31 protein-coding genes are annotated in these 25,064 nt (G+C 66.4%); 16 read left to right on the forward strand and 15 right to left on the reverse strand.

Annotated elements, in window-relative coordinates; genetic code table 11:
• Nucleotides 1–3 precede the first annotated feature (3 nt).
• The 4 genes from VH326_RS01915 to VH326_RS01930 all read left to right on the forward strand — a co-directional run bounded on the left by VH326_RS01915 (nt 4) and on the right by VH326_RS01930 (nt 2,780).
• Nucleotides 4–1,047, forward strand: coding sequence for an NAD(P)H-dependent flavin oxidoreductase (locus VH326_RS01915; RefSeq protein ID WP_329630096.1), 1,044 nt, complete (start codon nt 4–6; stop codon nt 1,045–1,047).
• Entirely contained in the window at nt 1,047–1,772 is a 726-nt protein-coding gene (gene gloB, locus VH326_RS01920) for a hydroxyacylglutathione hydrolase (RefSeq protein ID WP_329630097.1), read from the forward strand. The genes VH326_RS01915 and gloB overlap by 1 nt, the downstream gene beginning before the upstream one ends.
• Nucleotides 1,773–1,822: 50 nt before the next feature.
• Nucleotides 1,823–2,239, forward strand: a complete 417-nt coding sequence (locus tag VH326_RS01925) for a hypothetical protein (protein WP_329630098.1) — start codon at nt 1,823–1,825, stop codon at nt 2,237–2,239.
• 169 nt (nt 2,240–2,408) lie between these two features.
• Nucleotides 2,409–2,780 (forward strand): DUF6232 family protein, encoded by a 372-nt coding sequence (locus VH326_RS01930; RefSeq protein ID WP_329630099.1) that lies wholly within the window; start codon nt 2,409–2,411, stop codon nt 2,778–2,780.
• 9 nt (nt 2,781–2,789) lie between these two features.
• Here the strand turns inward: VH326_RS01930 and hslU are convergent, their stop codons facing one another.
• The gene (hslU, locus tag VH326_RS01935) at nt 2,790–4,085 is read right to left on the reverse strand and encodes an ATP-dependent protease ATPase subunit HslU (protein ID WP_329630100.1); all 1,296 of its coding nucleotides are present in this window, start codon (nt 4,083–4,085) and stop codon (nt 2,790–2,792) included.
• Between the two features lie 157 nt (nt 4,086–4,242).
• Entirely contained in the window at nt 4,243–4,953 is a 711-nt protein-coding gene (locus VH326_RS01940) for a winged helix-turn-helix transcriptional regulator (RefSeq protein WP_329630101.1), read from the reverse strand.
• Between the two features lie 88 nt (nt 4,954–5,041).
• On the opposite strand from VH326_RS01940, the gene VH326_RS01945 reads away from it, so the two are divergent.
• The 9 genes from VH326_RS01945 (at nt 5,042) to VH326_RS01985 (ending at nt 11,760) form a co-directional block, all read left to right on the forward strand.
• Nucleotides 5,042–5,479, forward strand: a complete 438-nt coding sequence (locus tag VH326_RS01945) for a VOC family protein (protein ID WP_329630102.1) — start codon at nt 5,042–5,044, stop codon at nt 5,477–5,479.
• Between the two features lie 89 nt (nt 5,480–5,568).
• Nucleotides 5,569–6,276 carry a glutathione S-transferase family protein gene (locus VH326_RS01950; protein WP_329630103.1) on the forward strand — a complete coding sequence of 236 codons (708 nt, stop codon included), beginning with the start codon at nt 5,569–5,571 and terminating at the stop codon, nt 6,274–6,276.
• Nucleotides 6,273–6,989, forward strand: coding sequence for a DUF1428 family protein (locus VH326_RS01955; RefSeq protein ID WP_329630104.1), 717 nt, complete (start codon nt 6,273–6,275; stop codon nt 6,987–6,989). The genes VH326_RS01950 and VH326_RS01955 overlap by 4 nt, the downstream gene beginning before the upstream one ends.
• A gap of 10 nt (nt 6,990–6,999) precedes the next feature.
• On the forward strand, nt 7,000–7,782 hold the full coding sequence (locus tag VH326_RS01960; RefSeq protein WP_329630105.1) for a VOC family protein: 783 nt from the start codon (nt 7,000–7,002) through the stop codon (nt 7,780–7,782).
• A 20-nt stretch (nt 7,783–7,802) separates the two neighbouring features.
• On the forward strand, nt 7,803–8,297 hold the full coding sequence (locus VH326_RS01965; protein WP_329630106.1) for a VOC family protein: 495 nt from the start codon (nt 7,803–7,805) through the stop codon (nt 8,295–8,297).
• Nucleotides 8,294–8,770 carry an SRPBCC domain-containing protein gene (locus VH326_RS01970; RefSeq protein ID WP_329630107.1) on the forward strand — a complete coding sequence of 159 codons (477 nt, stop codon included), beginning with the start codon at nt 8,294–8,296 and terminating at the stop codon, nt 8,768–8,770. The genes VH326_RS01965 and VH326_RS01970 overlap by 4 nt, the downstream gene beginning before the upstream one ends.
• Nucleotides 8,763–9,431: a dihydrofolate reductase family protein gene (locus tag VH326_RS01975; protein ID WP_329630108.1), complete on the forward strand. Its 669-nt coding sequence runs from the start codon at nt 8,763–8,765 to the stop codon at nt 9,429–9,431. The genes VH326_RS01970 and VH326_RS01975 overlap by 8 nt, the downstream gene beginning before the upstream one ends.
• A 134-nt stretch (nt 9,432–9,565) precedes the next feature.
• A complete protein-coding gene (locus tag VH326_RS01980; protein WP_329630109.1) occupies nt 9,566–10,408 on the forward strand; it encodes a hypothetical protein in 843 nt (280 codons plus the stop codon).
• Between the two features lie 68 nt (nt 10,409–10,476).
• Nucleotides 10,477–11,760, forward strand: coding sequence for a phospholipid carrier-dependent glycosyltransferase (locus VH326_RS01985; RefSeq protein ID WP_329630110.1), 1,284 nt, complete (start codon nt 10,477–10,479; stop codon nt 11,758–11,760).
• Here VH326_RS01985 and VH326_RS01990 read toward each other — a convergent pair.
• The 7 genes from VH326_RS01990 to VH326_RS02020 form a co-directional block, all read right to left on the reverse strand.
• Nucleotides 11,757–12,857 (reverse strand): glycosyltransferase family 2 protein, encoded by a 1,101-nt coding sequence (locus VH326_RS01990; protein ID WP_329630111.1) that lies wholly within the window; start codon nt 12,855–12,857, stop codon nt 11,757–11,759. The genes VH326_RS01985 and VH326_RS01990 overlap by 4 nt on opposite strands.
• Nucleotides 12,858–12,904: 47 nt before the next feature.
• A complete protein-coding gene (gene recO / locus VH326_RS01995) occupies nt 12,905–13,516 on the reverse strand; it encodes a DNA repair protein RecO (protein ID WP_329630112.1) in 612 nt (203 codons plus the stop codon).
• Between the two features lie 120 nt (nt 13,517–13,636).
• Nucleotides 13,637–14,548, reverse strand: a complete 912-nt coding sequence (locus VH326_RS02000) for a GNAT family N-acetyltransferase (RefSeq protein ID WP_329630113.1) — start codon at nt 14,546–14,548, stop codon at nt 13,637–13,639.
• A gap of 2 nt (nt 14,549–14,550) precedes the next feature.
• Nucleotides 14,551–15,498, reverse strand: a complete 948-nt coding sequence (locus VH326_RS02005) for a polysaccharide deacetylase family protein (protein WP_329630114.1) — start codon at nt 15,496–15,498, stop codon at nt 14,551–14,553.
• A 235-nt stretch (nt 15,499–15,733) separates the two neighbouring features.
• Nucleotides 15,734–17,659: an excinuclease ABC subunit UvrC gene (gene uvrC, locus VH326_RS02010; RefSeq protein WP_329630115.1), complete on the reverse strand. Its 1,926-nt coding sequence runs from the start codon at nt 17,657–17,659 to the stop codon at nt 15,734–15,736.
• A gap of 40 nt (nt 17,660–17,699) precedes the next feature.
• Nucleotides 17,700–18,026 (reverse strand): hypothetical protein, encoded by a 327-nt coding sequence (locus tag VH326_RS02015; RefSeq protein WP_329630116.1) that lies wholly within the window; start codon nt 18,024–18,026, stop codon nt 17,700–17,702.
• Between the two features lie 63 nt (nt 18,027–18,089).
• Complete coding sequence (locus VH326_RS02020; RefSeq protein WP_329630180.1) at nt 18,090–18,389, reverse strand: chorismate mutase; 300 nt, start codon at nt 18,387–18,389, stop codon at nt 18,090–18,092.
• A 132-nt stretch (nt 18,390–18,521) separates the two neighbouring features.
• On the opposite strand from VH326_RS02020, the gene VH326_RS02025 reads away from it, so the two are divergent.
• Nucleotides 18,522–19,220: a hypothetical protein gene (locus VH326_RS02025; RefSeq protein WP_329630117.1), complete on the forward strand. Its 699-nt coding sequence runs from the start codon at nt 18,522–18,524 to the stop codon at nt 19,218–19,220.
• A gap of 12 nt (nt 19,221–19,232) precedes the next feature.
• Here the strand turns inward: VH326_RS02025 and VH326_RS02030 are convergent, their stop codons facing one another.
• From VH326_RS02030 to VH326_RS02050, 5 genes are read right to left on the reverse strand one after another with little or no spacing between them, the layout of a single operon-like run.
• Nucleotides 19,233–19,787: a F0F1 ATP synthase subunit B gene (locus tag VH326_RS02030; RefSeq protein WP_329630118.1), complete on the reverse strand. Its 555-nt coding sequence runs from the start codon at nt 19,785–19,787 to the stop codon at nt 19,233–19,235.
• Nucleotides 19,780–20,274 carry an ATPase gene (locus VH326_RS02035; protein ID WP_329630119.1) on the reverse strand — a complete coding sequence of 165 codons (495 nt, stop codon included), beginning with the start codon at nt 20,272–20,274 and terminating at the stop codon, nt 19,780–19,782. The genes VH326_RS02030 and VH326_RS02035 overlap by 8 nt, the downstream gene beginning before the upstream one ends.
• Before the next feature lie 51 nt (nt 20,275–20,325).
• Complete coding sequence (locus VH326_RS02040) at nt 20,326–20,553, reverse strand: F0F1 ATP synthase subunit C (protein WP_293988874.1); 228 nt, start codon at nt 20,551–20,553, stop codon at nt 20,326–20,328.
• A gap of 40 nt (nt 20,554–20,593) precedes the next feature.
• Nucleotides 20,594–21,364 carry a F0F1 ATP synthase subunit A gene (locus VH326_RS02045; RefSeq protein WP_329630120.1) on the reverse strand — a complete coding sequence of 257 codons (771 nt, stop codon included), beginning with the start codon at nt 21,362–21,364 and terminating at the stop codon, nt 20,594–20,596.
• 47 nt (nt 21,365–21,411) lie between these two features.
• On the reverse strand, nt 21,412–21,732 hold the full coding sequence (locus VH326_RS02050) for an AtpZ/AtpI family protein (RefSeq protein WP_329630121.1): 321 nt from the start codon (nt 21,730–21,732) through the stop codon (nt 21,412–21,414).
• Nucleotides 21,733–21,915: 183 nt separating this feature from the next.
• Between VH326_RS02050 and radC the strand changes: the two genes are divergently transcribed.
• Entirely contained in the window at nt 21,916–22,596 is a 681-nt protein-coding gene (gene radC, locus VH326_RS02055) for a RadC family protein (protein WP_329630122.1), read from the forward strand.
• 67 nt (nt 22,597–22,663) lie between these two features.
• Here the strand turns inward: radC and VH326_RS02060 are convergent, their stop codons facing one another.
• Complete coding sequence (locus VH326_RS02060) at nt 22,664–23,317, reverse strand: EF-hand domain-containing protein (RefSeq protein ID WP_329630123.1); 654 nt, start codon at nt 23,315–23,317, stop codon at nt 22,664–22,666.
• Between the two features lie 206 nt (nt 23,318–23,523).
• Between VH326_RS02060 and purB the strand changes: the two genes are divergently transcribed.
• On the forward strand, nt 23,524–24,852 hold the full coding sequence (gene purB, locus VH326_RS02065; protein ID WP_329630124.1) for an adenylosuccinate lyase: 1,329 nt from the start codon (nt 23,524–23,526) through the stop codon (nt 24,850–24,852).
• The last annotated feature ends 212 nt before the right edge of the window (nt 24,853–25,064 follow it).

Consider the following 25,064-nt stretch of genomic DNA (forward strand, 5'->3'; position numbering starts at 1 on the left):
TCGATGAGCGGCTGGCCCGATCGGCGGTTGCTCGAGCTGACCGGCGCGGGCGTGCCGATCGTCCAGGCGCCGATGGCGGGAGCGAGCGGGGTTGCGCTGGCGATCGCAGCGATGCGTGGCGGCGCGATCGGCTCGCTGCCATGCGCGATGCTGACGGCGGAGCAGGCGGCAGACCAGGTGGCCGAGATACGCGCGGCAACCGACGGCCCGCTCAACCTCAATTTCTTCTGCCACCATCTCGGTCCCGAGCCCGACGACAGTGCGTGGCGCGCGTTGCTCCAGCGCTTCTACGACGCCGAGCACGTCACGCCGGTCCCGCCCCCGCCGCTGCGCCGTCCGTTCGACGAAGCGATGGCGGCGATGGTCGAAGCGGTGCGGCCGACGATCGTCAGCTTCCACTTCGGCCTGCCCGCGCCCGATCTGCTCGCGCGCGTTCGGGCGTCGGGCGCGCTGGTGTTCGCTAATGCGACCGCACTCGACGAAATCCACTGGCTCGACAATGCAGGCGTCGATGCCATTGTCTTGCAGGGCGAAGAGGCCGGTGGCCATGCCGGCTGGTTCCTCGACGGCCACAAACCGACACCGCTTGCCGATCTTCTCGCGGTGCCCGTCGCTATTCCAACCATCGCCGCGGGTGCGATCGTCGACGCCGCCGACATCGCCGCCGCGCTGACCGCCGGCGCGAGCGCGGTGCAGATCGGTACCGCCTATCTCGCCTCCCCCGAAAGCCTGGCGAGCGCGCCGCACCGCGCGTTGCTCGGCAGCGCGACCGAGACGGTTTTCACCAACCTGCTCTCGGGCGGTCTCGCGCGGGGGTTCCGCAATCGGCTGATCGACGCGATCGGCCCGATCAACGCCGCGGCGCCTCCCTATCCTTACGCCTCCGCCGCGCTCGCTCCATTGCGGGCCAAGGCCGAAGCCGATGGCCGTGGCGATTATTCGCCGCTGTTGGCCGGTACCGGCGCGGCGCGCGTGCGCCCCGAGCCCGCGGAGGCCCTCACCCGCCGCCTCGCTGCCGAAACCCTCATCCTGCTGGAGACCGCCTGATGGCCCTCGATATCGTTCGCATCCCCGCGTTCAGCGACAATTACATCTGGCTGGTCCACGATGCCGACAGCGGGGAGACGATGGTGGTCGATCCCGGCGATGCCGCCCCGGTGATCGCCGAAGCCGACCGGCGCGGCTGGACGATCTCGGCGATCTGGAACACGCACTGGCACCCCGACCACATCGGCGGCAACCAGGCGATCAAGGATGCGCATGGCGCGAGCGTGATCGCGCCTGCCGCCGAAGCCGCGAAAATCCCAAGCGCCGACCGGCTGGTCGCCGAGGGCGATACCGTCAAGCTAGGCGCACACGTCGCCACGGTCCTGGAGACGCCCGCGCATACCGGCGGGCATATCAGCTATCACTTCGACCAGGACGCCGCGCTGTTCCCCGGCGACACCTTGTTCGCGATGGGCTGCGGGCGGCTGTTCGAAGGCAATGCCGAGCAGATGTACGCCGCGATGCAGCGCTTCGCCGCGATGCCGCCCGAGACGCAGGTCTATTGCGCGCACGAATACACGCTGTCGAACGCGCGCTATGCCCGTGTCGCCGAGCCCGAAAACGCCGCGATCGCGAAGCGATTGGCCGCGGTCGAGGCTTTGCGCGCAGCGGGCGAAGCGACCGTGCCGACCAGCATCGGCGAGGAGCGCGCGACCAATCCGTTCATGCGCGCAGCCTCGGTCGCCGAGCTCGCCGAACGCCGCGCCGCCAAGGATGCTTTTTGAGCGCGTGTGCGTTATACCGTGCGACGGGGGGTCAAGCGATGGAGTCGTCGATGCGTATTCTTGCCCCAACCCTCGCGCTAGCCGCGCTCGCGCTGACCGGCTGCGCGATGTCCCCCGCCGAAACCGCCCGCGCGCAGGAGCGCGCCGCCGCCGATCAAGCGGCGCTTGGGCAGAAGCTTGCCGGGCTGCATCCGGCCGGCACGACCGATTGTCTCGATCACTTTCAAACCAACAACGCCTCGCTCTCCGCTTACGGGCCGGCTCTGGTCTATCGAGTCAGCGACCGCCTCGTATACGTCAACGACACGGCGGGCGGCTGCGAGGCGGTTTCGCGCGGCGACATCCTGGTGACGAAGTCGAACCAGGGACAGCTATGCCGCGGCGACATCGGCCAGACCGTCACCCCCGGATCGCGGGTGCCGAGCGGCAGCTGCGCGCTGGGATCGTTCACCAAATACGTGCGCTGAGGCCGAACGCGGCGGCAGTTGTGCGGCGGCGAGAGCGACCGCTTTGTCGTTCGGCGCGTTCACGCCGCACGACCTGCAAGGAAATAGCACCAAAACGACCGCAACTGCCGCTCCGCCACGTTGACAGCTTTCACCCCCGTGCCGAGAAATCGGCGAAGGGGGAGCGACCATGGCTGAAGACGTATTTTACGAGGCGCCGGGCGTGAAGGTGACCAACGCGCGCTTCATCGTCGATAACCAGACCTACGCAATGAACGGCGTCACCTCGGTCAAGACCTTGACCATTCCGCCAAGCTATGGCGGCGCGATCATAGCCATACTCATCGGATTGGTATTGCTCTTCGCGGGCGCGGCCGGGGTCAAGGTGCTCGGGCTAGCGATCGCGGCATTCGGAATATTCCTGATCGTCAAAGCGAAGGCGGAGCATGTCGTCGTGCTGCACAGCGCCTCCGGCGAAGCGCAGGCGCTCAAGAGCACCGACGGACAGCATATCCACGACGTGATCGCCGCGCTCAACGACGCGCTGGTTCATCGCGGCTGACGCCAGCGCCTAGAGCACGAAGCGGCTCAAATCGGTGTTGCGCGCGATCGAGGCGAGCTGCCGGTCCACGTAAGCGGCGTCGATCGTCAGCGACGAACCGCCGCGGTCCTCGGCATCGAAGCTGACTTCCTCGAGCAGCTTCTCCATCACCGTCTGCAGCCGTCGCGCGCCGATATTCTCGACTTCGCCATTCACTTCGGCGGCGATGCGCGCGACCGCGCGGATGCCGTCGTCGGTGAAATCGATCGTCACGCCCTCGGTGCCGATCAGCGCCTTGTACTGCTCGGGAAGCGACGCCTTGGTGTCGGACAGGATGGCGACGAAATCGTCCTCGGTCAGCCCCTTCAACTCGACCCGGATCGGCAGCCGTCCCTGGAGCTCGGGGAGCAAGTCCGACGGCTTGGCGATGTGGAACGCGCCCGACGCGATGAACAGGATATGGTCGGTCTTCATCGGCCCGTATTTGGTCGCGACGGTGGTGCCTTCGATCAGCGGGAGCAAATCGCGCTGGACGCCCTCGCGACTGACCGATCCGCCGCGCACGTCGCTGACCGCGATCTTGTCGATCTCATCGAGGAAGACGATGCCGTTCGATTCGGCGTCCGACAGCGCGACTCGCGCGACGTCCTCCTGATCGAGCCGCTTGTCGGCTTCTTCCTCGACGAGCTTGTCCCATGCTTGCGGCACGGTCAGCTTGCGGCGCTTCATCTGCTGGCCGCCGAACCCCTTCATCATCTCGCCGAGATTGATCATCCCGACTTGCGCGCCGCCGGGGATGTCGAACGGCATTTGCTGCGCCGCCTCGAGTTCGATCTCGATCTCGGTCTGGTCGAGATGCCCGTCGCGAAAACGCTGGCGAAAACTTTCGCGAGTCGCGGTCGACGAATCCTTCCCCGTCAGCGCGTCGAGCAAGCGGTTCATCGCCGCTTCCTCGGCCTTGTCCTTGACCGCGACCCGGCGGCGTTCCTTTTCGAGCCGGATCGCTTCCTCGACCAGGTCGCGCGCGATCTGCTCGACGTCGCGGCCGACATAGCCGACCTCGGTGAACTTGGTCGCCTCGACCTTGACGAAGGGGGCATCGGCGAGCTTGGCCAGCCGCCGCGAAATCTCGGTCTTGCCGCACCCGGTCGGCCCGATCATCAGAATGTTCTTGGGCGTCACCTCGTCGCGCAGATCGGCCGACAGTTGCTGACGGCGCCAGCGATTGCGCAGCGCGACCGCGACGGCCTTCTTGGCGTCGGTCTGGCCGATGATGTGCGCGTCCAGTGCGCGGACGATGGCTTTGGGGGTAAGGGCGTCGTTCATTGTTCTCTTCATTCCCCTCCCGCGAGCGGGAGCGGCCAGGGTGGACGTGGATCGAGCGTCGGCATGCTGAAACAGGCCCACCCCGACCCCTCCCGCGAGCGGGAGGGAGATGATCGCGATATTGGGTGCCGTGCGCGTCAATCAACCACAATGCGCCTCAAGCGCGTGGCGCGAACTTCGGCGGGAGCGGAAACAACGTGACGAACCGCTCGGCGAGCGCGCGGTCGCCCTTGATCCGCATTGCCCCCGCCGCCTCCAGTTCGCCTAGCGGCACACCGCCGTACACCGCGCCGGCGAGCGCCGGAGGCATCGTGTCGAATGTCACATCGGCACCCGACGGATCGCCGCGCACGACCGCGATACCGTGGTCTAGCGTCGCGACGAAGCCGTCGTCGCCAAAGCGGAACCCGACCGTGGCGTCTAGGTCGCCGAGCCGTTCGCGGTCGATCATCGTGCGGAACGACAGCATCGCCGACGCCGCGCTGAACGGCAGCGTCGGATCGTGCTCGGGCGATCGCGTCGCCCAGCGGCCGAGCTCGCTCAGGATCGGTTCGGCGAGGTAGCCCCATTCGGTCAGTTGATAGACTTGCGCCGAGGCCGGCGGCGGCAGCTTGCGGCGCTCGATCACGCCTTCGCGCTCGAGGCTGGTCAAGCGCTGGGTCAGGATATTGGCGCTGATTCCCGGCAAGTCGCCCTTGATCTCCGAAAAGCGGCGCGGACCGAACATCAGCTCGCGAACGATCAGGATCGACCAGCGCTCACCGACCAATTCCAGCGCGAACGCAGCGCCGCAGGCATCGTTGTACCAGCGTTTGGCGAGAGCGTCTGTCGGCCTGGATTCTTGCTGAGTCACTTTTTTTAACTTCATGGTTGTTTTTTGTAACTTGATGCTGCACAAAAGTCAAGGCAGCCGATTCGCCGCGCTCAATCCGGCAAAGGCTTCAGGAGAGAAAAAGATGCCAAAGATGATCTTCGTGAACCTGCCCGTTACCGATGTCGCCAAGTCGACCGCGTTTTACGAATCGCTCGGGTTCGAGAAGAACGCGCAGTTCAGCAACGAGCAGGCCTCGTCGATGATGTGGTCGGACTCGATCGTCGTGATGCTGCTCGCCAAGCCGTTCTACGCGACCTTCACGCCGAAGCAGATCGCCGATCCGCATACGACCAGCGGCGCGTTGTTCGCCTTGTCGTTCGACAGCCGGGCCGACGTCGACCAGGTCACAAAGGCTGCGATCGCCGCCGGCGGCCGCGAAGCGCACGACCCGGAGGACCACGGCTTCATGTACAGCCGCGCGTTCGAGGATCTCGACGGGCACGGCTGGGGCCCGTTCTGGATGGATCCCGCCGCCGCCGAACAGGGCCCGCCCGAGCACCAGCCGATCGCCGCGGCCTGAGCCGCTAACGGCGCATCGCGTCGCGACTTGATCCAAGTCAGGAATCGGCGTGACATCGCGATGTCACGCTCCGCAGACAGGAGAGAATCATGTCCAAGCCGGTGATTACCGCGTTCAGCTGGGTGCCGCCGCCCGCACAAGGCCAGGTCCGCGACCTCCGCGTGCGCTGGGCGCTCGAGGAAGTCGGGCAAGCCTATGATGTTCGCTTTCTCGATAGCGGCGAGAACAAGCAGCCGCCGCACCGCGCGCGCCAGCCGTTCGGGCAAGTGCCGACGTACGAGCAAGGCGACCTGACCTTGTTCGAATCGGGCGCGATCGTGCTCCACATTGCGGAGAAATACGGCACGCTGCTGCCGACCGACCCGGCCGCGCGCGCTCGCGCCATCGAATGGATGTTCGCGGCGCTCAACTCGGTCGAGCCGATGATCATGGACTTGTCGTTCGTCACCTTTTTCGAGGCCGACAAGCCATGGTCGGCGATGCGCCGGCCCGCGGTCGAGGACCGCATCCATGGCCGGCTGACCGATTTGTCCGCGCGGCTCGGCGACCGCCAATGGCTCGACGGCGACGCGTTCACCGCGGGCGACTTGCTGATGGTCAGCGTGCTGCGCATCGTCATCGGCCAGGGGCTGGTCGAGACCTATGACAACCTGGCCGCGTACATGCATCGGGGCATCGAGCGGCCCGCCTTCCAGCGCGCGCTCGCCGATCAGATGGCCGGCTTCACCGGCGAAGCGCCCGACTGGTTCGCCGATTGGGCCGAGAAGATGAAGCACGCACAAGGAGAGACGGCATGACCTACATCCAGGGCTTCGTGGTTCCGGTTCCTGAGGGCAACAAACAAGCCTATCTCGACATGGCGACCGACATCGCGCCATTCTTCGCCGAGTTCGGCGCGAGCCGAACGGTCGAATGCTGGGAGGAATCGGTGCCCGACGGCAAGCGCACCGACCTGCGCCGCGCGGTCGCCGCCGAGCCCGGCGAAAAGATCGTCTTTGCGTGGGTCTGGTGGCCCGACAAGGCGACGTGCGACACGGCGGCCGAAAAGATGATGGCGGACGAGCGGACGCAACCTCCCCAGGACCCGCCGTTCGACACGAAACGGATGATCTTCGCCGGGTTCGACGTCGCATATGACAGCGGCGACGGCGGCACGTTCGGCTATGTCGATGCGATCGTGGCGCCCTCCCCGGATGATCGCGCCGCCTATGCAGCGAACGCGGCCATGCTCGACGCGTTCTTCATTCGCGAAGGCGCGATGCGCACCGTCGACGGCTGGGGCGCCGATGTGCCCGACGGCAAGGTCACCGATTTCAAGCGAGCAGTCGCGGCGGAAGCCGGCGAGCAGATCGTGTTCGGCTGGATCGAATGGCCCGACAAGCCGACCCGCGACGCCGCCTTCGCCAAAGTGATGCAGGATCCGGCGATGCAGGCGATCAAGCCCGCCTTCGACATGCAGCGCGCGATCTTCGGCGGCTTCGTGCCGATCCTCGACACCGATCACCAATAGGAGAGCGACCATGCCCAACCCCGAAGGCACCCCCATCTGGTACGAACTGCTGACCGCCGATCACGACCCGTCGAAGCAATTCTACGACCATGTCATCGGCTGGACGATCGGGGGCAAGCCCGATGGCGATATCGACTACCGCATGATCCAGACCGCCGACGGTTCCATGGTCGGCGGCGTGATGCAGCTGACACCTGAGATGACGGCGAACGGCGCCAAGCCGATTTGGCTGTTCTATCTCGGGGTCGACGATGTCGACGCCTCGTTCGCCAGGGTCAAGGCGAACGGCGGCGGCGAGTTGATGGCGCCGTTCGACATTCCCGGTGCGGGCCGCGCGGCGTTCGTGACCGACCCGCAGGGCGTCCCCTTCTACATCATGCGCGGCGCCAGCGAGGAGAACAGCACCGCCTATGACCGGACGGGCATGGGCAAGTGCAACTGGAACGAGCTGATCTCCAGCGACCAGGCCGGAGCCAACGCCTTTTATGCCGACACGTTCGGCTGGACCTATCCCGACAAGATGCCGATGGGCGAAATGGGCGACTACATCTTCGTCCAGGCCGGTGAGCAGACGATCGGCGCGACGATGCAGCAACCTCCCGGCGATCCGACCGGACCCGGATGGCGCTTCTATTTCCGCACGCCCGACATTGAGGCGACCGCCAGCAAGGTGACCGAAGCCGGCGGCACGATGGTGCGCGACATCATGGAGGTGCCCGGCGGCGACCGGGTGCTTCTGGCGAAAGACCCGCAAGGCGTCGTGTTCGGCGCGGTCGGCCCCGGCAACCAATAAGAACGCCAAGGAGAGAGACGATGGCGAACAAACTGACCACCTGCCTGTGGTTCGACAAGGGACAGGCGCGCGATGCGGCGGAATTCTACGCCGCCACCTTCCCCGACAGCCATGTCGGAACCGGGCAGGACTCGCCCGCCGACAACCCGTCGACCAGGCGCGGGGAGGAGATCACGGTCGAATTCACCGTTTGCGGCCAATCGTTCGTCGGGCTCAACGGCGGACCCAATTTCACGCCGAACGAAGCGATCAGTTTCCAGGTCTTTACCGACAGCCAGGAAGAAACCGACCGCTATTGGGCCGCGATCGTCGGCAATGGCGGGAGCGAAAGCATGTGCGGATGGTGCAGGGACCGCTGGGGCTTTTCGTGGCAAATCGTGCCGCGCGCGCTGATGACGGGGATGTCTGATCCCGACCCCGCCGCCGCCAAGCGTGTCATGGAAAGCATGATGACGATGCGAAAGATCGACATCGCGCAGATCGAGGCTGCCCGCGCCGGGGAGCCTGTGGCGTGACCGCGGGGCACGAGCTCGCGATCGAACGCACGTTCGACTCGCCGCGCGGTGCGGTGTGGCGCGCGGTGACCGATCACCTCACCGAATGGTGGTGCCCGCGGCCGTGGACGTCGGAGATCGTCGCGGTCGAATGGCAGAGTGGTGGCCGTTTCGCGATCACGATGCACGGCCCCGACGGCGAGGAGCATGGCGGCGACGGCATGCTGCTCGAGGTCGTGCCCGGCGAGCGCTTCGTCTTCACCAACATGTTCGGCAAGAACTGGGCGCCGCAGGACGCCAGGCCGATCGGCATCGTCGGCATGTTCGAATTCGCCGATGCGCCCGGCGGCGGCACGCGCTTCCGGTCGAGTGCGCGGCACTGGAGCGAGGCCGACCGCGAGACCCACGAGACGATGGGGTTCGCGCAAGGCTGGGGCATCTGCGCCGACCAATTGGGCGAAGTGGCCAAGCGACTGGAGACCGCCGATGCGTAGGATCATCGGCGCGGCGTTCCTGACGCTCGACGGCGTGATGCAGGCGCCGGGCGGGCCGAGCGAGGATTATACCGGCGGCTTCGACGAGGGCGGCTGGCTGTTCCGGTTCGGCGACGACGGCATCTTCGAGACGATCGGATCGCTGTTCGGCGGCAAGTACGACCTGCTACTCGGTCGGCGCACCTACGACATCTTCGCCGCTTACTGGCCCTATGTCGAAGGCGAAGGCGCGGAAATGGGCACGGCGTTCACCCGCGCGAACAAATACGTGCTGACGCGCGGGCAGCAGCCGCTCGACTGGGAGAACAGTCACCGCCTGACGGGCATCGACGATGTCGCGGCGCTCAAGGCGGGCGACGGCCCCGATCTCATCATCCAGGGATCGAGCACGATCTATCCGGGGCTGCTCGCGGCCGGGCTGATCGACCGGCTGACGCTGATGACCTTCCCGGTGACGTTGGGTAGCGGCAAGCGGCTGTTCGGCGACGGCACACCCGCGGGCGCGCTGACGATGGTCGAGCACAAGGTCACGCCCAAGGGCACCGTGATCGCGACCTATCAACCCGGCGGCGCCATTCCGGCGAGCGGGTCGTTCCCCGAACAGAGCGATAGCGCGCGCGAGCAGGAGCGCCAGCGCCGGATGCAGACCGGCAGCTGGTGATCGTCGCCCTCGTGGGGATGGACGGCTTCCCTTGCGCGCTCTACGCATGTCTCCGGTGCTGGTGACGCTGCGAAAGGCGGGATAACTTCCGCTCGATGTGCGCCGCGCGGAAGCGCCGACAAGGGGGTCTGAACATGTCCGACAACAAGCCGGCCGACGACGTCGACGTCACCAAGGAATGGCGTGCGTCGCACGGCCAGGCGTCCGCCGCCGCGCGGCTCCGCATTTTCGCCGGCTTGGCGTGGGTCGTCGCGATCGGCGGCGAAATCGCCGGGGTGGTCCTGCTGTTCAGGCACAAGTTCGACCATGGAAACCTGGGGCTGTTGATCGGCCTCCTGGTCGGAATCGCCGTCTTCGCGATTGCCGGCAATCTGATGTGGAAAGCCGCCAACAAGCAGGATCCCGCGCGCCAGTCGGACACCGCGCGGTTCTTCTTCCAGAACCAGCTGGGCGCGATCGTCACGCTGATCGCCTTCCTCCCGCTGATCGCCTTGATCTTCATGGACAAGGACATGGATCCCAAGAACAAGAAGATCGCCGGCGGCGTCGGCGCCGTGCTGGCGGTCGTCGCGACGCTGATCGGCGTGAGCTACCATCCGCCCTCGGTCGAGCAATACACGCAGGACATGAACAAGTGCGCGGCCGAGATCCGGGCAAGCCAGCCCACCACCGATTGCTCGCCCGAAGTCGCCGATCAGGCCAAGGACATCGCCCGGGATTCGAGCACGGTGGCCGACGCGACCAAGGACGCCACGCACCCGGCGGGCCAGGACGTCGTCTACTGGATCGCGCCCGAAGGTGGCGCCAAGAAGTCTGCGGACCCGCACGTCTTCCATCTCTGCAGCGCCGTGAGCCCGCTGCGCGACAAGACGGTGAACAGCGGTTCGGTGACCGAAGCCTATGCCCAAAACGCCACGCGCATCACCAAGCAGATCGCGATGGAGCAGAAGCAGTGCGGGTTTACCGCGGCGAAGTGAGACCCGGCACGCGATGACGCACGGCGCGCCCATTGCTGGGTTCACGGTCGCGCCCTAGACCGGCCGCGATGCAAGCCCGTCACCGCCCGTTCGTCATCGCGCTGCTGATCGGGCTGGCGGTCGAGGCGCTGTTCCTGTGGGGCATCGCGACGCCGCACACATTGGTGTTCGACGAGGTGCATTACGTCCCCGCCGCCCGCGCGTTGCTGGCGTTGAGCGGGCCGGTCAACACCGAGCATCCCCTGGTCGGCAAGGAGATGATCGCCGCAGGGATCGCGCTGTTCGGCGACAATTCGCTCGGCTGGCGGTTCTTTTCGAGCATCGCCGCGTCGGCGAGCGTGATGGGGGTGTTCGCGATCCTGTGGCTGTTGTTCGGCCGCGTGCGTCCGGCGGTGCTGGGGGCGATCTTCGCGACGCTCAATTTCACGATCTACGTCCAGGCGCGGATTGCGATGCTCGATGGGTTCCTGGCGGCATTCACCGTCGCCGGGGTCGCGGCAATGCTGTGGGCGATGCGCGCGCCGGCGGGCCGTGCCTGGCCGCGCTGGGTGCTGAGCGGGGTGATGTTCGGGCTCGCAACTGGCACCAAATGGGTCGCGGCACCATATCTTGCCCTCGCCGGGCTGGCCTTCCTGGTGGTGCGCTGGCGCGATGCTCGCAAGGCCAAGCGCCCGCTCGCGGCGATGCTGTCGGGCAACGACCAGCCGCACTGGCCGGGCCTCCCCGCGATCCCGGCGCTCGGGGTGCTGGGGCTGGTCGCCATCGCGACCTATTTCCTGACCTTCCTCCCCGCGTTCTTCTACACGCGCGATCCTTTGACGCTCGGCCATCTGATCGCGTTTCAGGGGCAGATGTACGCCGAGCAGACTCAAGTGCTTCCCCCGCACACCTACCAGTCGAGCTGGTGGAGTTGGCCGCTGCTGATCCGACCGATCTGGTACCTCTACCAACAGGCCGACGGCGCGATGCGCGGCGTGCTGATGATTGGCAATCCGGCGATCATGTGGGGCGGTCTGGTCGCGGTGGCGGCGTGCCTGTGGGGCGCGTGGCGGGGCCGCGACGGGCGGCTGCTGACCGCCGCGATGCTGTGGGTCGCGGCGTATCTGCCCTATGCGATCATCCCCAAGTCGCTCGGCTTTTACTATTATTACTACCTGCCTTCGATCGCGCTCCCGATCGCGCTGGCGGCGGCGTTCGATCGCTACGCGAAGGGCAAGCTGGCGTATTGGGACGAGGGATTCGCGGTGCTGTGCTTCGGGCTGGCGGTGTATTTCTTCCCGATCCTGTCCGCGGCGCCGCTGATCAGCGACCAGGCGTTTCTGCACTGGATGTGGCTGCCGACCTGGCCCTAATAGCGTCCCCACACAAACCGCGACGACAGCGCATAATTCCACACGGCGCTGACCAGAATCCCCGCCAGCGCCGACACGATCCAGGTGTCCGACCGCGCGTCGTACAGGAACGCCGCAACGCCGACGTTCGCCACCGCGCCGACCGAGCAGACCGCGCAGAACGACACCCAGCCGTCGATCAGCGCGCGCGTCCCCTTCAATCGCGCGTCGCGATAGGTCAGCGCATTGTTGACGAAGAAGTTGAACGTCATCGCCACCGCGGTCGCCGCGATGGTCGATGTGATGAAGCCGATCCCGAAGGTCTTGAACAACAATGCCAGCGCGAGGAAATGAACCAAAGCACCGATCGCGCCGATCCCGGAGAACATCGCGAAACGTACCGGAATGAACCGCCCGAACAACCGGTCGTACAGCGCGATCAGGAACTCCATCGCGACGACATGGTCGAGCTTCGATTCGCCCTCGGTCCGCACGCGGAACGTGTACGGCAGCTCCTTGAAGTTGAGCGGGCGCGGCGCGGTGGTCATGATGTCGAGCAGGATCTTGAACCCGATCGCCGAGAGATGCGGCGCGATCTCGCGCACCATCGCGGTGCGCGCCATGAAGAACCCGCTCATCGGGTCGCCGAGATCGGCCTTGAGCACCCGCCGCGACAGCTTGGTCGCGAAGGCGGATTTGGCGACGCGGTCGGTGTCCCAATCGCCCGTCCCCCCGCCCTCGACGAAACGCGAGCCAACGACGAGGTCGAGCGCCGGGTCTGCCTGGAGCGCGCGCGCCATCGCCGGCAGGATGCTCTCGTCGTGCTGGAGGTCGCCGTCGATCACCGCGACCAGCGGCGCGGCGGTCGCGCACATCCCCTCGATCGTCGCCGAGGACAGCCCGCGCCGCCCGATGCGCTGGATCACGCGCACACGCCGGTCGCGCATCGCGAGGGCGCGCGCGGCGTCGGCGGTGCCGTCGGGGCTGTTGTCGTCGACGAAGATCGCTTCCCAGGCGAGCCCGGCGAGCGCCGCGTCGAGCTTGGCGACGAGCTTGGCGACGTTGCCGCGCTCGTTGAACGTGGGAATGACGACCGCGAGGTCGAGCGTATCGGTCATGGCTGGCGGCTGTCCCCTCCACCCCTGCTTTGCCGCCGCGCGCGCCGTCACGCAACCGCGCGCTTGAGCCGATCGACCAGCCGCGCGCGGGCGGCGAGCGCTTCGGCGCGGCGATCGGTCAGGAGATGCGCCTCGATCGCCGCGCCGGTCTCGGCCAGCCCGGTGAGGATCGCGGCCCAGCCGGACGCGCCGTCGACCACGGGCGGCTGCTCCAGCGCATAGCCGAGCTCGGCGAGCATCAGGTCTTCGTATCGCACCAGCGCCACTGCCCAGCCGCGCGCGGCGGGCGCCGCCTCGATCGCGGCGATCATCGCGTCGAGCGCCGCGTAAAGCCGCGGATAGGGCTGGCCTTCGGGCAGCGCGACGGCGGTCAGCGCGGTGACCCATTCGAGCGCCGCGGCGGCGAGCGGCTCGCCATAAAGCGGCGCGCGGCTATGGACGAGCTCGACGGTCAGCCCCGCGAGTTGCTCCTCGGTCCGCGCGCGCCATTCACCCATCACGAGGTTGGCGGGCTGAAGCACCGGCCGGATCGCTCGCGATCGTCCGCCGCGGACGTATCCGGCAAGCATCCCCGCCTCGCGAGTCACCGCACGCACGATCGCGCCATGCTCGCCATGCTGACGGACACCGAGGATCAGGGCTTGCGCGCGGAGGTGCATGGATGGGCTGTAGCAAGCCCCTCCCCTTCAGGGGAGGGGTTGGGGTGGGGCAGTCACAAGCGATGTGCTCTGCGAGGCACCCCCACCCCTTACCCCTTCCCTGAAGGGGAGGGGCGATGATCAGTTCCGGCGGACCCTCTTCGCCATCTCGTGCAGGCCAAGCCGCTGAACCGCGCTCTTGGCGAACGCCATGCCGCCATCGAACGTCGCGAGCGCGGCGATGGCTAGCCGGTTAGGAAGCGTCGCGCGAAGCAACAGCAGGTCGCAGCAATCGATGCCGCCGGTGGCGAACTGGCGTTTGTGCTGGCCATCGCCCTCGGTGAAGTCGAACCGTACGACGCGGGGTTCGTCACACAGATCGCGCAATGCCTCAACCTGGAGCACCGCGCCGACCGATAGATCGTTGAACCGCGGGTCGTGACCGACGAATTCGTAGATCGCGGTGCCGTCGTGGATCGGACAGTAGAGATACGCCGCCGCCTCGCCGCCCACGTAAAGCAGCCACGCGCGGACGTTGCCCTCCGCCGCCATCGCGTACATCCGCTGCACGAAAGCGGGCGTGTCGGGCAGCCCGGCGCCCATCAACCGCTCCTGATACGTCGTCAGCGCGAGCGACCGCGCGATCGGATGAAACTCGGCAAATTGCTCGGGCGTCGAGAAACGCCGCACGTCGAGCGTTCCGCCCGACGCGGCCGCGACCTTCTTCGCCTTGCGCTTGATCGCCGAGCGCGTGTTGCCCGACAGACGCTCGCAATAGGAATCGAACCCGGTTGTCAGATCGGCATAGCGCCGCGTGTAAAGTTGCCGCGTGAAGGCGATCATCCCGGCCGTCGCCCAGGCAAGTGGTGCGCGCTGGCGTTCGGGAAGCGAGGTGACGAGGTATCCGTCGGCGTGCGAATCGAGCGGCGGAAGCTCGGGGAGCTGCCCGGCCAGAGCATCGTCGAGGCTGAGCGGCACGCGCACGAGGTCACGGCGGATCGACGCTAGCGTCCGCGCGCCGATCTGAAATTTGAGCGGGAGGGGACGAGCCATACTCACGCCGCGCGTTCCTCGACCAGATTCGACCAAAGCTGTTCGGCCTGGCGCCAGCGGGTGCGGATCTGACTCGGGCCGAGCGGGATGGCGTCGGACCCGGCGAATATCGGGCGATCGCGGAACTGCACCGTCGGCAGCGTCTCGCGCGCATCGGCCAGCATCCCACACAACGCCTCGAACCGCGCGACATGGACGCCGTTGGGCCGCGTCCCGCTGCGGTTGGCGAGCTCGAAACTGTGGCTGACGACGGTCACCGCTTTGTGATCGGCGGCCACGGCATGGTCGAGCGCGGCGCGCATTTCGCCGCGCGACAGAGCGCAAATCTGGAAGTGGCGCAGCGATCCGGGCGTGTCCTCGATCAAGGTCACCGGCACCTCGGTCACGCCGTTGCGCGCGACCGGCGCGATCTGGCGCGGCGGGAGGCCGATCTGGCTCGGCCACGGCGTGTCGGCGCCATTGTGGCTGCTGTCATAGGCGAAACCCAGCTCGGTGAGCGCGGTCAGCGTGTCGTCGTTCGCAGCATAACTGCCCGCGCGAAACGCGACCGGGTCGGGCGCGCCGCACGCCTTGAGCAAATCGCGCGCGCCGGCAATCAGCGCCTGCTGTTCGTCGAGGCTGTAGTCGATCAATTCAAACCGCGCGTGCCGCTCGACATCGTCCGCCTGCGCGCCGGCCCAATTGGGGTGGAGGTGAAGCTGCACTTCCTGCCCCGCCGCGACGATCGCCTCGACCACCGGCCGGATCGCGTCGAGCCCGAACACCATCGTCGGCATCGGATCGACGAAAAAGGTGGCCTTGAGACCGTGTTTGGCGAGCGTTGCCAGCTGGTACGCGATCCCCACGCCCGCCGGCTCGAGCGAGCGCGCGGTCTGCGTCACTAGGTCGCACCCGGCCGTGTGGTGGCGCCACATCAGCTCGGTATCGATGGTGATGAAGACTGCGGTCACTCGCGCGGGATAGCGAGTGGGGGTGAAGATTTCCCTTCTCCCTCTCCCCTTGCGGGAGAGGGTTGCGCAGACTTGGGTCGCGCTTTTTCAGCGCGGCCTTAGTCGAAGCTGGGTGAGGGGTAGCGGCCGTGCTTGCGACCGCGCGGCGCTTGAGCGCCGCTCACCCTCTCCAAGCTACGCTAGGCAGCAAGCTGCCAAGCTTCGCTATCCTCTCCCCTCAAGGGAGAGGAAGATACTAACGCGAATGATAGAAATCGTACACCTGCTGCGCCACCATGGCGCTCACCCTAGGCGCCCTCTGCAAGTCCTCCAAACTCGCCCCGCGCACCGCCCGCGCGGTCCCGAAATGCATCAGCAGCGCCTTCTTCCGCGCCGGCCCGATCCCCGGGACTTCGTCCAACGGCGATGCCCCGATCGCCTTCGCCCGTTTCGCGCGGTGCGCGCCGATCGCGAACCGATGGACTTCGTCGCGCAGCCGCTGGAGGTAGAATAACACCGGCGCGTTGGTGGGCAGCGTGAAGTCGCGGCCGTCCATCAGGTGGAACACCTCGCGCCCTTCGCGCCCGTGCCCCGGCCCCTTGGCGACGCCGACCAGGCAGACGTCCTCGATCCCCATATCCTCAAGCACGCCCTTTGCCGCGTTGAGCTGCCCGCGCCCGCCGTCGATCAGCACGAGGTCGGGCCAGTCGCCCGCGTCGCGATCGGGGTCCTCGGCTTGCGCGCGTGCGAAGCGGCGCTGGAACACTTCGCGCATCATCGCGAAATCGTCGCCCGGCACGGTGTCCTTGTTGCGGATGTTGAACTTGCGATACTGGCCCTTGCGGAACCCCTCTGGGCCGGCGACGACCATCGCGCCGAGCGCGTTGGTGCCCTGGATGTGGCTGTTGTCATAGACTTCGATCCGCTGCGGCGGCTCGGCAAGCTCGAACAGATCGGCGACTTCGCGCAACAATTTGGCTTGCGTCGTGCTCTCCGCCATGCGCCGGTCTAGCGCCTCGACCGCGTTACGCTTGGCCTGCTCCATCAGCCGGCGGCGGTCGCCCCGCTGCGGCACCGACAGCGCGACCTTGTACCCCGCGCGCTCGCCCAGCGCTTCGGTCAGCAATTCGCCCTCCGTCAATTCGCGATCGAGCAGCACCGTTCGCGCCGGCGGCACCTCCTCGTAGAATTGCGTCAGGAACTGAGTCAGCACCTCGTCCTCGGGCACTTCGGCGGTGTGCGCGGGGAAGAAGCTGCGATGCCCCCAATTCTGCCCGCCGCGGATGAAGAAGGCCTGGATGCCCATCACCCCGTCCTTGCACGCCAGCGCGAACACGTCGGCGTCGCCCACGCCTTCGGCGTTGATCGCTTGCGTGCCCTGGATGAACGTCAGCGCCTTGAGACGGTCGCGCAACACCGCGGCGAGCTCGAAATCCATGTTGGCGGCGGCTGCTTCCATCTGCGCGCCGAGCTTCGACTGCACCTTGGTCGACTTGCCCGCGAGAAAGTCCTTCGCGTCGCCGACCAGCTCGGCATAGCCCGCCTGATCGATTCGCCCGACGCACGGCGCCGAGCAGCGCTTGATCTGGTAGAGCAGGCACGGCCGGTCGCGGGTCTTGAAGAAGCCGTCGGTGCACGATCGCAGCAGGAACAGTTTCTGCAGCGCATTGAGCGTGTTGTTGACCGACCCCGCGCTGGCGAACGGCCCGTAATAATTGCCTTTTGCGCGCCTGGCGCCGCGATGCTTCTGGACGCGCGGAAAATCATGGTCGGCGCGCAGCAGGATGAACGGGAAGCTTTTGTCGTCGCGTAGCAGCACGTTGTAGGCGGGGCGGAAGCGCTTGATCAGCTGCGCTTCGAGCAGCAGCGCCTCGGCCTCGTTATTGGTCGTGACGATCGTCATCGACCGTGTCTGCGCGACCATCCGCTGCAGCCGCTTGGGCAGCCGATCGACCTGCGTGTAGTTGGTCACGCGGTTCTTGAGCGCGCGCGCCTTCCCGACGTACAGCACGTCGCCGCGAGCATCCTGCATGCGGTACACGCCGGGCCGCGCCGGCAGGGTCTTTAATACGTTGCGGATCGCCGCGACACCCGCCGCGAGGTCGGGCGATTCGCCACCGCCGCGAACCGCGTAGGTGGCTTTCTCCTCGTTGAATCTGTTCGGCGAGTTCGGGTCGGACATGCCCGGCGAATCTAGGGATTCGCCGGGCGTCCGACTAGGCTTACTTGATCGCGGCGAGGTCGGCGGCGATCTTGGTCATCAGCGCGGCGGGCATCTTGTCGGGCGCATAGGGCTGCACCTGGTTCAGGCTCATGCCCTTGAACTGCTCGTAATTCGGATTGGCGGTGATATCGCCCCCGAAATCCGTCGTCAGCACCGCCTTGGCGGCGGGATCGGCGACCAAAGTCTCGATCGGCGTGTCGAGGGTGAACTTGGCAGTGGCCGCGGGCGCGACGGTCGGCGCGGGCGAAGGGGCCGGTACCGGAGCGGTTTGCGCCAGCGTGGGCGTGGTAACGGTGATCAGGGCAATGGCGATAAGCGACTTCATGGTGTTCCTCCCCAGGGGTCAGCGCCGCCGCTGTGGCGACGATTGGCGTCCGAATTGTGGCAATCACGCGCGATGATCGTCCCAACGATCGAATTCGTAGGCGATCGATCCTTCGACCAGCCGCTCCCACAGCTCGCCAACCAGTTCGGGCGGCACTCCCGCGCGCGCCGCGGCGACCTTGGCATTGGCGATGACCAGTGCCTTGCGCCCCTCGTCGCGCACTGTTCCGCGATCCTGCTTGATCCGCGCGGCGGCGGTCATCAGGCGAAAGCGGACCGCGAGCAGCGCGACGATCTCGAGATCGACCGAATCGACTCCGGCGCGAACCTCGGCCATCGTCTCGCAATCTTCGGGCGCGATCATACCGGGCGCTAGCGGGACCGAAGCCGGGTCGACGTTGGTCCGTGCCGGATCGAGTTCGGCTTGTGGCCGCATGCGCGCGCTCATAACGTTGCTCAAATCGCTTTCCATCACTGCTGCCTTAGGGGGGATGCTATGGCCGGGGAAGAAGAGAGTCCGCAATGGCTGGGCACGTCGAACGACATGCTGCCCCGCGAGCACAAGCAGCATTTCCAGCGAGTGCTCACGCAGCAGGCGATCCGCAGCTATCTGTTCCTGTGCCTCGGGATCGGGCTCGTCGCGCTGGCCCTTCCCGTCGCGCTGGTCGCGGTCGGCGGGTATGACGGACATTATTCGATCAGCTATTTCTACCATGTCGGCGAAACCACCCGGAACATCCTGGTGGGGGCGCTGTGGGCGACCGGCGTGTTCCTGCTGCTCTACCACGGGCTGTCGACGCTGGAGAATTGGCTCCTCAACATTGCCGGCGTGGCCGCGATCTCGGTCGCGATGAACCCGATGGACGCTCAGCAATGCAGCAAGGGGCTCAGCATCCATGGCGTCAGCGCCGGACTGTTCTTCGTCTGCCTTGCCGTCGTCGCGGTGCTGCTGTCGAAGGGTCGAGTCAAATACGTCAAGGATCAGGCCAAGCGGCGCTGGTTCAAGCGCGCCTACACGATTGCGGGCGGCGCGATGGTCGCGATGCCCGCGATCGTCTGGGCACTTCACCAACTGGGCGGCGGCAAATGCGAAACGCACTGGATCTTCTGGATCGAGTGCCTCGGTATCTGGGCGTTCGCCGCTTACTGGTTCGTCAAGACCTACGAATATCGCGTCCTGCTCGGCGCCCGCTGACGGGGCGCCGCCTCAATTGAGGCGGCCGAGCCCGGCGATCGCCTTGTCGACCAGCGCCTGGTCCGCGCCTGCATCGTGCTTTTCGGCGATCAGCGCGCGCGCCGCATTGGTCGCCGCATCGGCTGCGGTCGCCCGGATTTCGGCCAGCATCGCGCGCTCGGCGGCGGCGATCTTTTCCTCGGCCATCGCGCCGTGGCGAGCGATCAACGCGGTCGCGTCGGCCTTGGCCTTGGCGACGATTTCCTCAGCCTGGCGCGCCGCGCCCGCGCGCATTTCCTCGACCTCGCGATGCGCGTCGCGCGCCTTGGCTTCATAGTCGGCCTTGAGCGCCTCGGCTTCCTTGCGGAGCTTGGCAGCGGTGTCGAGCTGTTCGCGGATGCCGGCGATCTTGCGGTCGAGCATCCCGGCGATGATCGACGGGACCTTGGCGACGAGCGCGATCGCGAATACGACGAGCATCGCCAGCGCGACCCAGCCACCGGCCTGGATGCCGAGCGCGGACGGTTCGGCTTCGCCGCCGGGAGCCGGGCCGCCAGGTACCGTCGTATGAGCTTGAGTCTCAGCCATTGGCCATTGCCGCCTTCACTGCGTTGCCCGCTTCGGCCGCCGAAACATTGGCACCCGATACCTTGGCGACGATCTCTCGCGCGGCTTCGGCCGCGACTTGCTCGATCGCCGCCAGCGCCGAGTCGCGCGCCTGGGCGAGCTTGGCATTGGCTTGCGCCGTGCGCTCCGAGAGCTCGGCATCGGCCGCGGCGAGCCGCTTGGCGCCTTCTTCACCGGCCTTCGATCGAGCCACCGCTGCGGCGGCCTGAGCGTCGGCATGGACCTTGGCGATGTCCGCCTGCCACTGCTGCTCGGTCGACTCCGCCTCTTGCCGGGCGCTTTCGGCGGCGGCGAGGTCGGCGGCGATCTGGGCGTCGCGCGAATCGACCGTCGATTCGACCCTGGGAACGATCCCGCGGCCGACGACGAAGAAGATCACGCCTAGCGTAATCAGCAGCCAGAGCCACTGCGACTGGTAGACGAGAGCGAGTTGCTGGATTTGCGGCATGCGTCACCTAGGCCCGGCGCCGGCGGGACCAGCCCGCCGGCGTCGTGGCGATTAACGAGCGTAGAGGATGATCATCGCGACGGCGAACGCCATCAGGCCGAGCAATTCGGCCGCGGCGAAGCCGATGTACAGCGTGCCCTGCTGCTGCGAGGCAGCCGCCGGGTTGCGCATCGCGCCTTGCAGGAACGAGCCGAACACGAAGCCGACGCCGGCCGAAGCGGCACCGACACCGATGGCGGCCAGACCGGCGCCGAGAACTTGAGCGGAAGCGAGATCCATTTTGTAAACTCCGTTAGATAAAGCGTTGATATTGAAACGATTAGTGAAGGTTGACCGCGTCGTTGATATAGAGCGAGGTCAGCAGCGCGAAGACGTAGGCCTGGATCGCGCCGACCAACAATTCGAGAGCGTTGACGAACACCACGAACACGAACGCCAGCCCCGAAACCGCATAGCCGACCCCGCCCGCATTCAATCCCTGCACGACGAAGTTGCCGAACACGTCGAGCAGGATGTGCCCCGCGAACATCGCGATGAACGGCCGCAAGCCAAGCGAGAACGGCCGCACCAGGAACGATACGAGCTCGATCGGAAAGATGAACAGTGCCAGCACGAACGGCGCATCCTTGGGCCAAAACAGGCTGAAGAAATGCAGCTTGTGCTTCCAGAATCCGACCCCGAGCACGATCGCGAAGCTGATGATCGACATCACGCCGGTCACCGAGAACTGGCTGGTGACGGTGAACGGGTGCGCGCCGGGGACGATCCCGAACGGCATCGCGCCGATCACGTTGGCGAACAGCAGGAAGGTGAAGGCCGTGAACACCCAGGGAAGGTAGCGACGGCCCTGGGGGCCGATGCTCGAGCGGGTGATGCCCTCGACGAATCCGGTGAACCCCTCGACCGCTGCCTGCCAGCGGCCCGGCACGAGCTGGCGCCGGTTGCCGCCGATCATGAACACCAGGATCGCGGCAAGCACGATCAGCATCCACAACGACGAGTTGGTGAACGCGAAAGGCGAGCCGAGATTGCCTGCGACCGGGTGGATCGCGAACTGGCTCATCGGATCGATCTTGGCGGAGGCGGCCACGCTTAAATCCCTGTACTTTTCATATCGTCACACGAACGGGCGGCGCCCTATTCGGACGGTTCCTTGGAAATGCTGAAAACCTGAAAGCATGCGCCGGCGAAAGCGAGGAACAGCAACGCCAGCATGATCCACGGGCGGGTATGAAAGAACCCGTCGAGGAACCAGCCGATGACGCCGCCGCCAAGCGGATAGCCTACCAACGTCGACAACACGCGCTGCCCGGTTCGCGCGCCCGTATTCGTCATCCCCATCGCCTGCTTCGGCGCGGCGGTGCGCTCGGCTTCGGTGCGGCGCGCGGCATCGAGTCGCGTTTCGAGCGAGGCCAGCTTGGGGTCTTCGCCCGGCGTCTGATCGGGGTCGGGCGTCACGAAGCAAATCGTCCTTGCGAACCGTTGGAGGGTTAAATTTCAATGGCAAACCGGCCGGGAAGCAAGCTGCCCCGCCAAGCGCGGTTGCGTTTAGGAACCGGACGCCGCCAAGTCAACCGCCGTGCCGCAGTGCGGCATCGCCGCCGATTGCGCGCGTAAGGACATCCCGATAACGCTCTCGTCATGAGCGCGCCCACTTCCGACAATAGCGGTCACCGCGCTCGACTGCGCGAGCGGTTGTTCGCCGATCCCGACGGACTGCTCGATCATGAACTCGTCGAATATCTGCTCGCGGTCGCCATCCCGCGGATCGATACCAAGCCGATCGCCAAAGCGTTGTTGCGCGAATTCGGCAGTCTGCCCGGCCTGATGACCGCGCCTCCCGAGGCGATCGCCGAGGTCAAGGGCATGGGCGAGGTCTCGACCGCGGCGATCAAGATCGTTCATGCCACGGCGCTCCGCTTGCTCCGCGCCGAGGTCGAGGAAAAGCCGGTGCTCGCCAATTGGCAGGCGCTGCTCGATTACCTGCGCGCCGACATGGCGCATCATGGCAACGAGCGAGTCCGCGTGCTCCATCTCAACACGCGCAACATGCTGATCCGCGACGAATTGATGGCCGAAGGCTCGATCGACGAGGCGCCGGTCTATGTCCGCGAGGTCATCCGCCGCGCGATGGAATTGAAGTCCGCCTCGATCATCCTGGTCCACAACCATCCGTCGGGGGATCCCTCGCCGAGCCGCGCCGACATCGACCTGACTCGATCGATGATCGAAGCCGGCAAGCGGCTCGGGATCGGCGTCCACGACCACATCATCATCGGCACCAAGGGCTATGTCAGCCTGCGCGCGCAAGGGCTGATCTAGCCCCACGCAAAAAGGCCGCCGCGCTCGGGAGGGACGCGCGGCGGCCTGCACGGGCGTCGTCGGGGGATTACGACGCCTTCGAGCTGCCCTGGACGAGGAAGTTGGTCATCTCGTCCTTGGAGATCGCCTTTGACTTGTCCGAATCGGCCTGACCGAACGCGGTGGCAGTCCAGGTCTTGTTGGCGGCGTCGTTGGCGACGTTCGGATCGGCCGCCTTGCGCAGCGCGAACGTCCAGGCGCCGAATTCGGCCTGGCTCAGCTTCCCGTCGCCGTTCTTGTCGTAGCTCGAAAACTCCTTGTCGACGATGTCGGCGACTTGCGCGCCGGCGCCCGGCGCCGCTGGTGCGGCGGCGGTGGTAGGCGCAGGCGTCGCGGGCGCGGCGGCCGGGGCGGCAGGCGTGGGCGCGGCCGGAGCCGCGGGCGCCGTGCTGCCATCGGGCGCGGGAGGCATCGGCGTCGTGGGCGCGCGGCCGGGAGCGCCCGCTTGCTCGGGCGGGGGCGCGACCGGGGTCGTTGCCGGCGGCGTCGGCGCGGTCGCGGTACTGGTAGGCGGCGTGGTGGTTTGCGGCGGCGCGACCGGCGCCGGCGATTGCGACGTGGGGGGTGCAGTCGTCGAAGTCGCGGGCGGGGGCGGTGTAGTCTGATCACCGGTCGGCGCGGTCTGGGCGACTACCGGCGTGGCGATCATCACGGCACCGGCCAGCAAAGCGTGTTTCAACACGATCACTCTCCTTTTCAACATGATACGGATTCTGCGACACGTTCATGGGCGCATCGCTAGAATGGGTGATTGATCAACCAACGACTCGCCGATTGGGTCCGAAACTGGCCGTTTGTCGCCCCGCTTGGTCCCTGCTAGGGCGCGGCTCACCGCAGATCGTGCGCGTCGCGCGACGGACGGTGCCACGATTTTCAGGAACCGTTGCCATGGTGCCACGCTATTCGCGCCCCGACATGACCGCGATCTGGAGCGCCGAGGCGCGCTACCGGATCTGGTTCGAGATCGAGGCGCACGCGACCGACGCGCTGGCCGATTTGGGCGTGGTCCCGAAGGAGGCCGCTGCGGCTTTGTGGCGCTGGTGGGAGACCAACCCCGCGATCGACGTCGACGCGATCGATGCGATCGAGGCGGTCACCAAGCACGACGTCATCGCCTTCCTGACCTGGGTCGCAGGCCAAGTCGGCGAGCATTCCGGTGAAGATTGGGCGCGCTTCATGCATCAAGGGATGACGTCGAGCGACGTGCTCGACACGTGCCTGGCGGTGCAGTTGCGCGATGCCGCCGACCTCCTGATCGCCGATATCGACGCGTTGCTCGCCGTGCTCTCCGCCCGCGCCCGTGAGCACAAGCTCACGCCGACGATCGGCCGCAGCCACGGTATCCATGCCGAGCCGGTGACCTTCGGGTTGAAGCTCGCCCAAGCCTATGCCGAGTTCGCGCGCAACCGCCGACGGCTGGTCGCGGCGCGCGACGATATCGCGACGTGCGCGATTTCGGGCGCGGTCGGAACGTTCGCCAACATCGATCCGCGCGTCGAGGCGCATGTCGCCGACAAGCTTGGTCTGGCGGTCGAGCCAGTCTCGACCCAAATCATCCCGCGTGATCGCCACGCGATGTTCTTTGCAACGCTCGGGGTGATCGCCTCGTCGATTGAGCGTCTCGCGGTCGAGATTCGTCACTTGCAGCGCACCGAAGTGCTCGAAGCCGAGGAATATTTCGCGCCGGGGCAAAAGGGCTCGTCGGCCATGCCGCACAAGCGCAACCCGGTGCTGACCGAGAACCTCACCGGGCTTGCGCGGATGGTGCGCGGCTATGTCACGCCGGCGCTCGAAAACGTGGCTTTGTGGCACGAGCGCGACATCAGCCATTCGTCGGTCGAGCGCTATATCGGCCCCGACGCGACGATCACGCTCGACTTCGCGCTCGCGCGGCTGACCGGCGTGGTCGACAAGTTGCTCGTCTATCCCGAGCGGATGGCGAAGAACCTCAACAAGATGGGCGGGCTGGTCCATTCGCAACGCGTGCTGCTCGCGCTGACCCAAGCCGGCGTCAGCCGCGAGGATGCGTACCGGCTCGTCCAGCGCAACGCGATGAAGGTGTGGGCATCGGACGGCCAACTGTCGTTACTCGACCTGCTCAAGGCCGATCCGGAGGTGACCGCCGCGCTGTCGCCCGCCGAGATCGAGGAAAATTTCGACCTCGACCATCACCTTAGATACGTGGACACAATCTTCGCGCGGGTGTTCGGCGATTAACCGTCAGTGTTAACGCCTGCAAATGCTGCAACTGCGAGCGCGTGAAATAATATTGCGCACGGGCGTAACAAATTTCACATGCGCCCTAGCCGGACCTAACCGGCTATTGGAGAAGCAACCATGCGCATCATGGAAATGATCGCGACCACCGCCGTTGCGGTTGGCACGCTCGCGCTGGTAGCGGGGGTTCTGTCCCTCTAACCGGCCCACCG

It is taken from the genome of Sphingomonas sp., assembly GCF_036269755.1.
GTDB lineage: Bacteria > Pseudomonadota > Alphaproteobacteria > Sphingomonadales > Sphingomonadaceae > Sphingomonas.

Bases quoted from the DNA above. Each gene is read 5' to 3' on its own strand.
- VH326_RS01915 (WP_329630096.1), top strand. From the start codon at position 4: ATGAGCGGCTGGCCCGATCGGCGGTTGCTCGAGCTGACCGGCGCGGGC.
- gloB (WP_329630097.1), top strand. From the start codon at position 1,047: ATGGCCCTCGATATCGTTCGCATCCCCGCGTTCAGCGACAATTACATC.
- VH326_RS01925 (WP_329630098.1), top strand. From the start codon at position 1,823: ATGCGTATTCTTGCCCCAACCCTCGCGCTAGCCGCGCTCGCGCTGACC.
- VH326_RS01930 (WP_329630099.1), top strand. From the start codon at position 2,409: ATGGCTGAAGACGTATTTTACGAGGCGCCGGGCGTGAAGGTGACCAAC.
- hslU (WP_329630100.1), bottom strand. From the start codon at position 4,085: ATGAACGACGCCCTTACCCCCAAAGCCATCGTCCGCGCACTGGACGCG.
- VH326_RS01940 (WP_329630101.1), bottom strand. From the start codon at position 4,953: ATGAAGTTAAAAAAAGTGACTCAGCAAGAATCCAGGCCGACAGACGCT.
- VH326_RS01945 (WP_329630102.1), top strand. From the start codon at position 5,042: ATGCCAAAGATGATCTTCGTGAACCTGCCCGTTACCGATGTCGCCAAG.
- VH326_RS01950 (WP_329630103.1), top strand. From the start codon at position 5,569: ATGTCCAAGCCGGTGATTACCGCGTTCAGCTGGGTGCCGCCGCCCGCA.
- VH326_RS01955 (WP_329630104.1), top strand. From the start codon at position 6,273: ATGACCTACATCCAGGGCTTCGTGGTTCCGGTTCCTGAGGGCAACAAA.
- VH326_RS01960 (WP_329630105.1), top strand. From the start codon at position 7,000: ATGCCCAACCCCGAAGGCACCCCCATCTGGTACGAACTGCTGACCGCC.
- VH326_RS01965 (WP_329630106.1), top strand. From the start codon at position 7,803: ATGGCGAACAAACTGACCACCTGCCTGTGGTTCGACAAGGGACAGGCG.
- VH326_RS01975 (WP_329630108.1), top strand. From the start codon at position 8,763: ATGCGTAGGATCATCGGCGCGGCGTTCCTGACGCTCGACGGCGTGATG.
- VH326_RS01980 (WP_329630109.1), top strand. From the start codon at position 9,566: ATGTCCGACAACAAGCCGGCCGACGACGTCGACGTCACCAAGGAATGG.
- VH326_RS01985 (WP_329630110.1), top strand. From the start codon at position 10,477: ATGCAAGCCCGTCACCGCCCGTTCGTCATCGCGCTGCTGATCGGGCTG.
- VH326_RS01990 (WP_329630111.1), bottom strand. From the start codon at position 12,857: ATGACCGATACGCTCGACCTCGCGGTCGTCATTCCCACGTTCAACGAG.
- recO (WP_329630112.1), bottom strand. From the start codon at position 13,516: ATGCACCTCCGCGCGCAAGCCCTGATCCTCGGTGTCCGTCAGCATGGC.
- VH326_RS02000 (WP_329630113.1), bottom strand. From the start codon at position 14,548: ATGGCTCGTCCCCTCCCGCTCAAATTTCAGATCGGCGCGCGGACGCTA.
- uvrC (WP_329630115.1), bottom strand. From the start codon at position 17,659: ATGTCCGACCCGAACTCGCCGAACAGATTCAACGAGGAGAAAGCCACC.
- VH326_RS02015 (WP_329630116.1), bottom strand. From the start codon at position 18,026: ATGAAGTCGCTTATCGCCATTGCCCTGATCACCGTTACCACGCCCACG.
- VH326_RS02020 (WP_329630180.1), bottom strand. From the start codon at position 18,389: ATGATCGCGCCCGAAGATTGCGAGACGATGGCCGAGGTTCGCGCCGGA.
- VH326_RS02025 (WP_329630117.1), top strand. From the start codon at position 18,522: ATGGCCGGGGAAGAAGAGAGTCCGCAATGGCTGGGCACGTCGAACGAC.
- VH326_RS02030 (WP_329630118.1), bottom strand. From the start codon at position 19,787: ATGGCTGAGACTCAAGCTCATACGACGGTACCTGGCGGCCCGGCTCCC.
- VH326_RS02035 (WP_329630119.1), bottom strand. From the start codon at position 20,274: ATGCCGCAAATCCAGCAACTCGCTCTCGTCTACCAGTCGCAGTGGCTC.
- VH326_RS02040 (WP_293988874.1), bottom strand. From the start codon at position 20,553: ATGGATCTCGCTTCCGCTCAAGTTCTCGGCGCCGGTCTGGCCGCCATC.
- radC (WP_329630122.1), top strand. From the start codon at position 21,916: ATGAGCGCGCCCACTTCCGACAATAGCGGTCACCGCGCTCGACTGCGC.
- purB (WP_329630124.1), top strand. From the start codon at position 23,524: ATGGTGCCACGCTATTCGCGCCCCGACATGACCGCGATCTGGAGCGCC.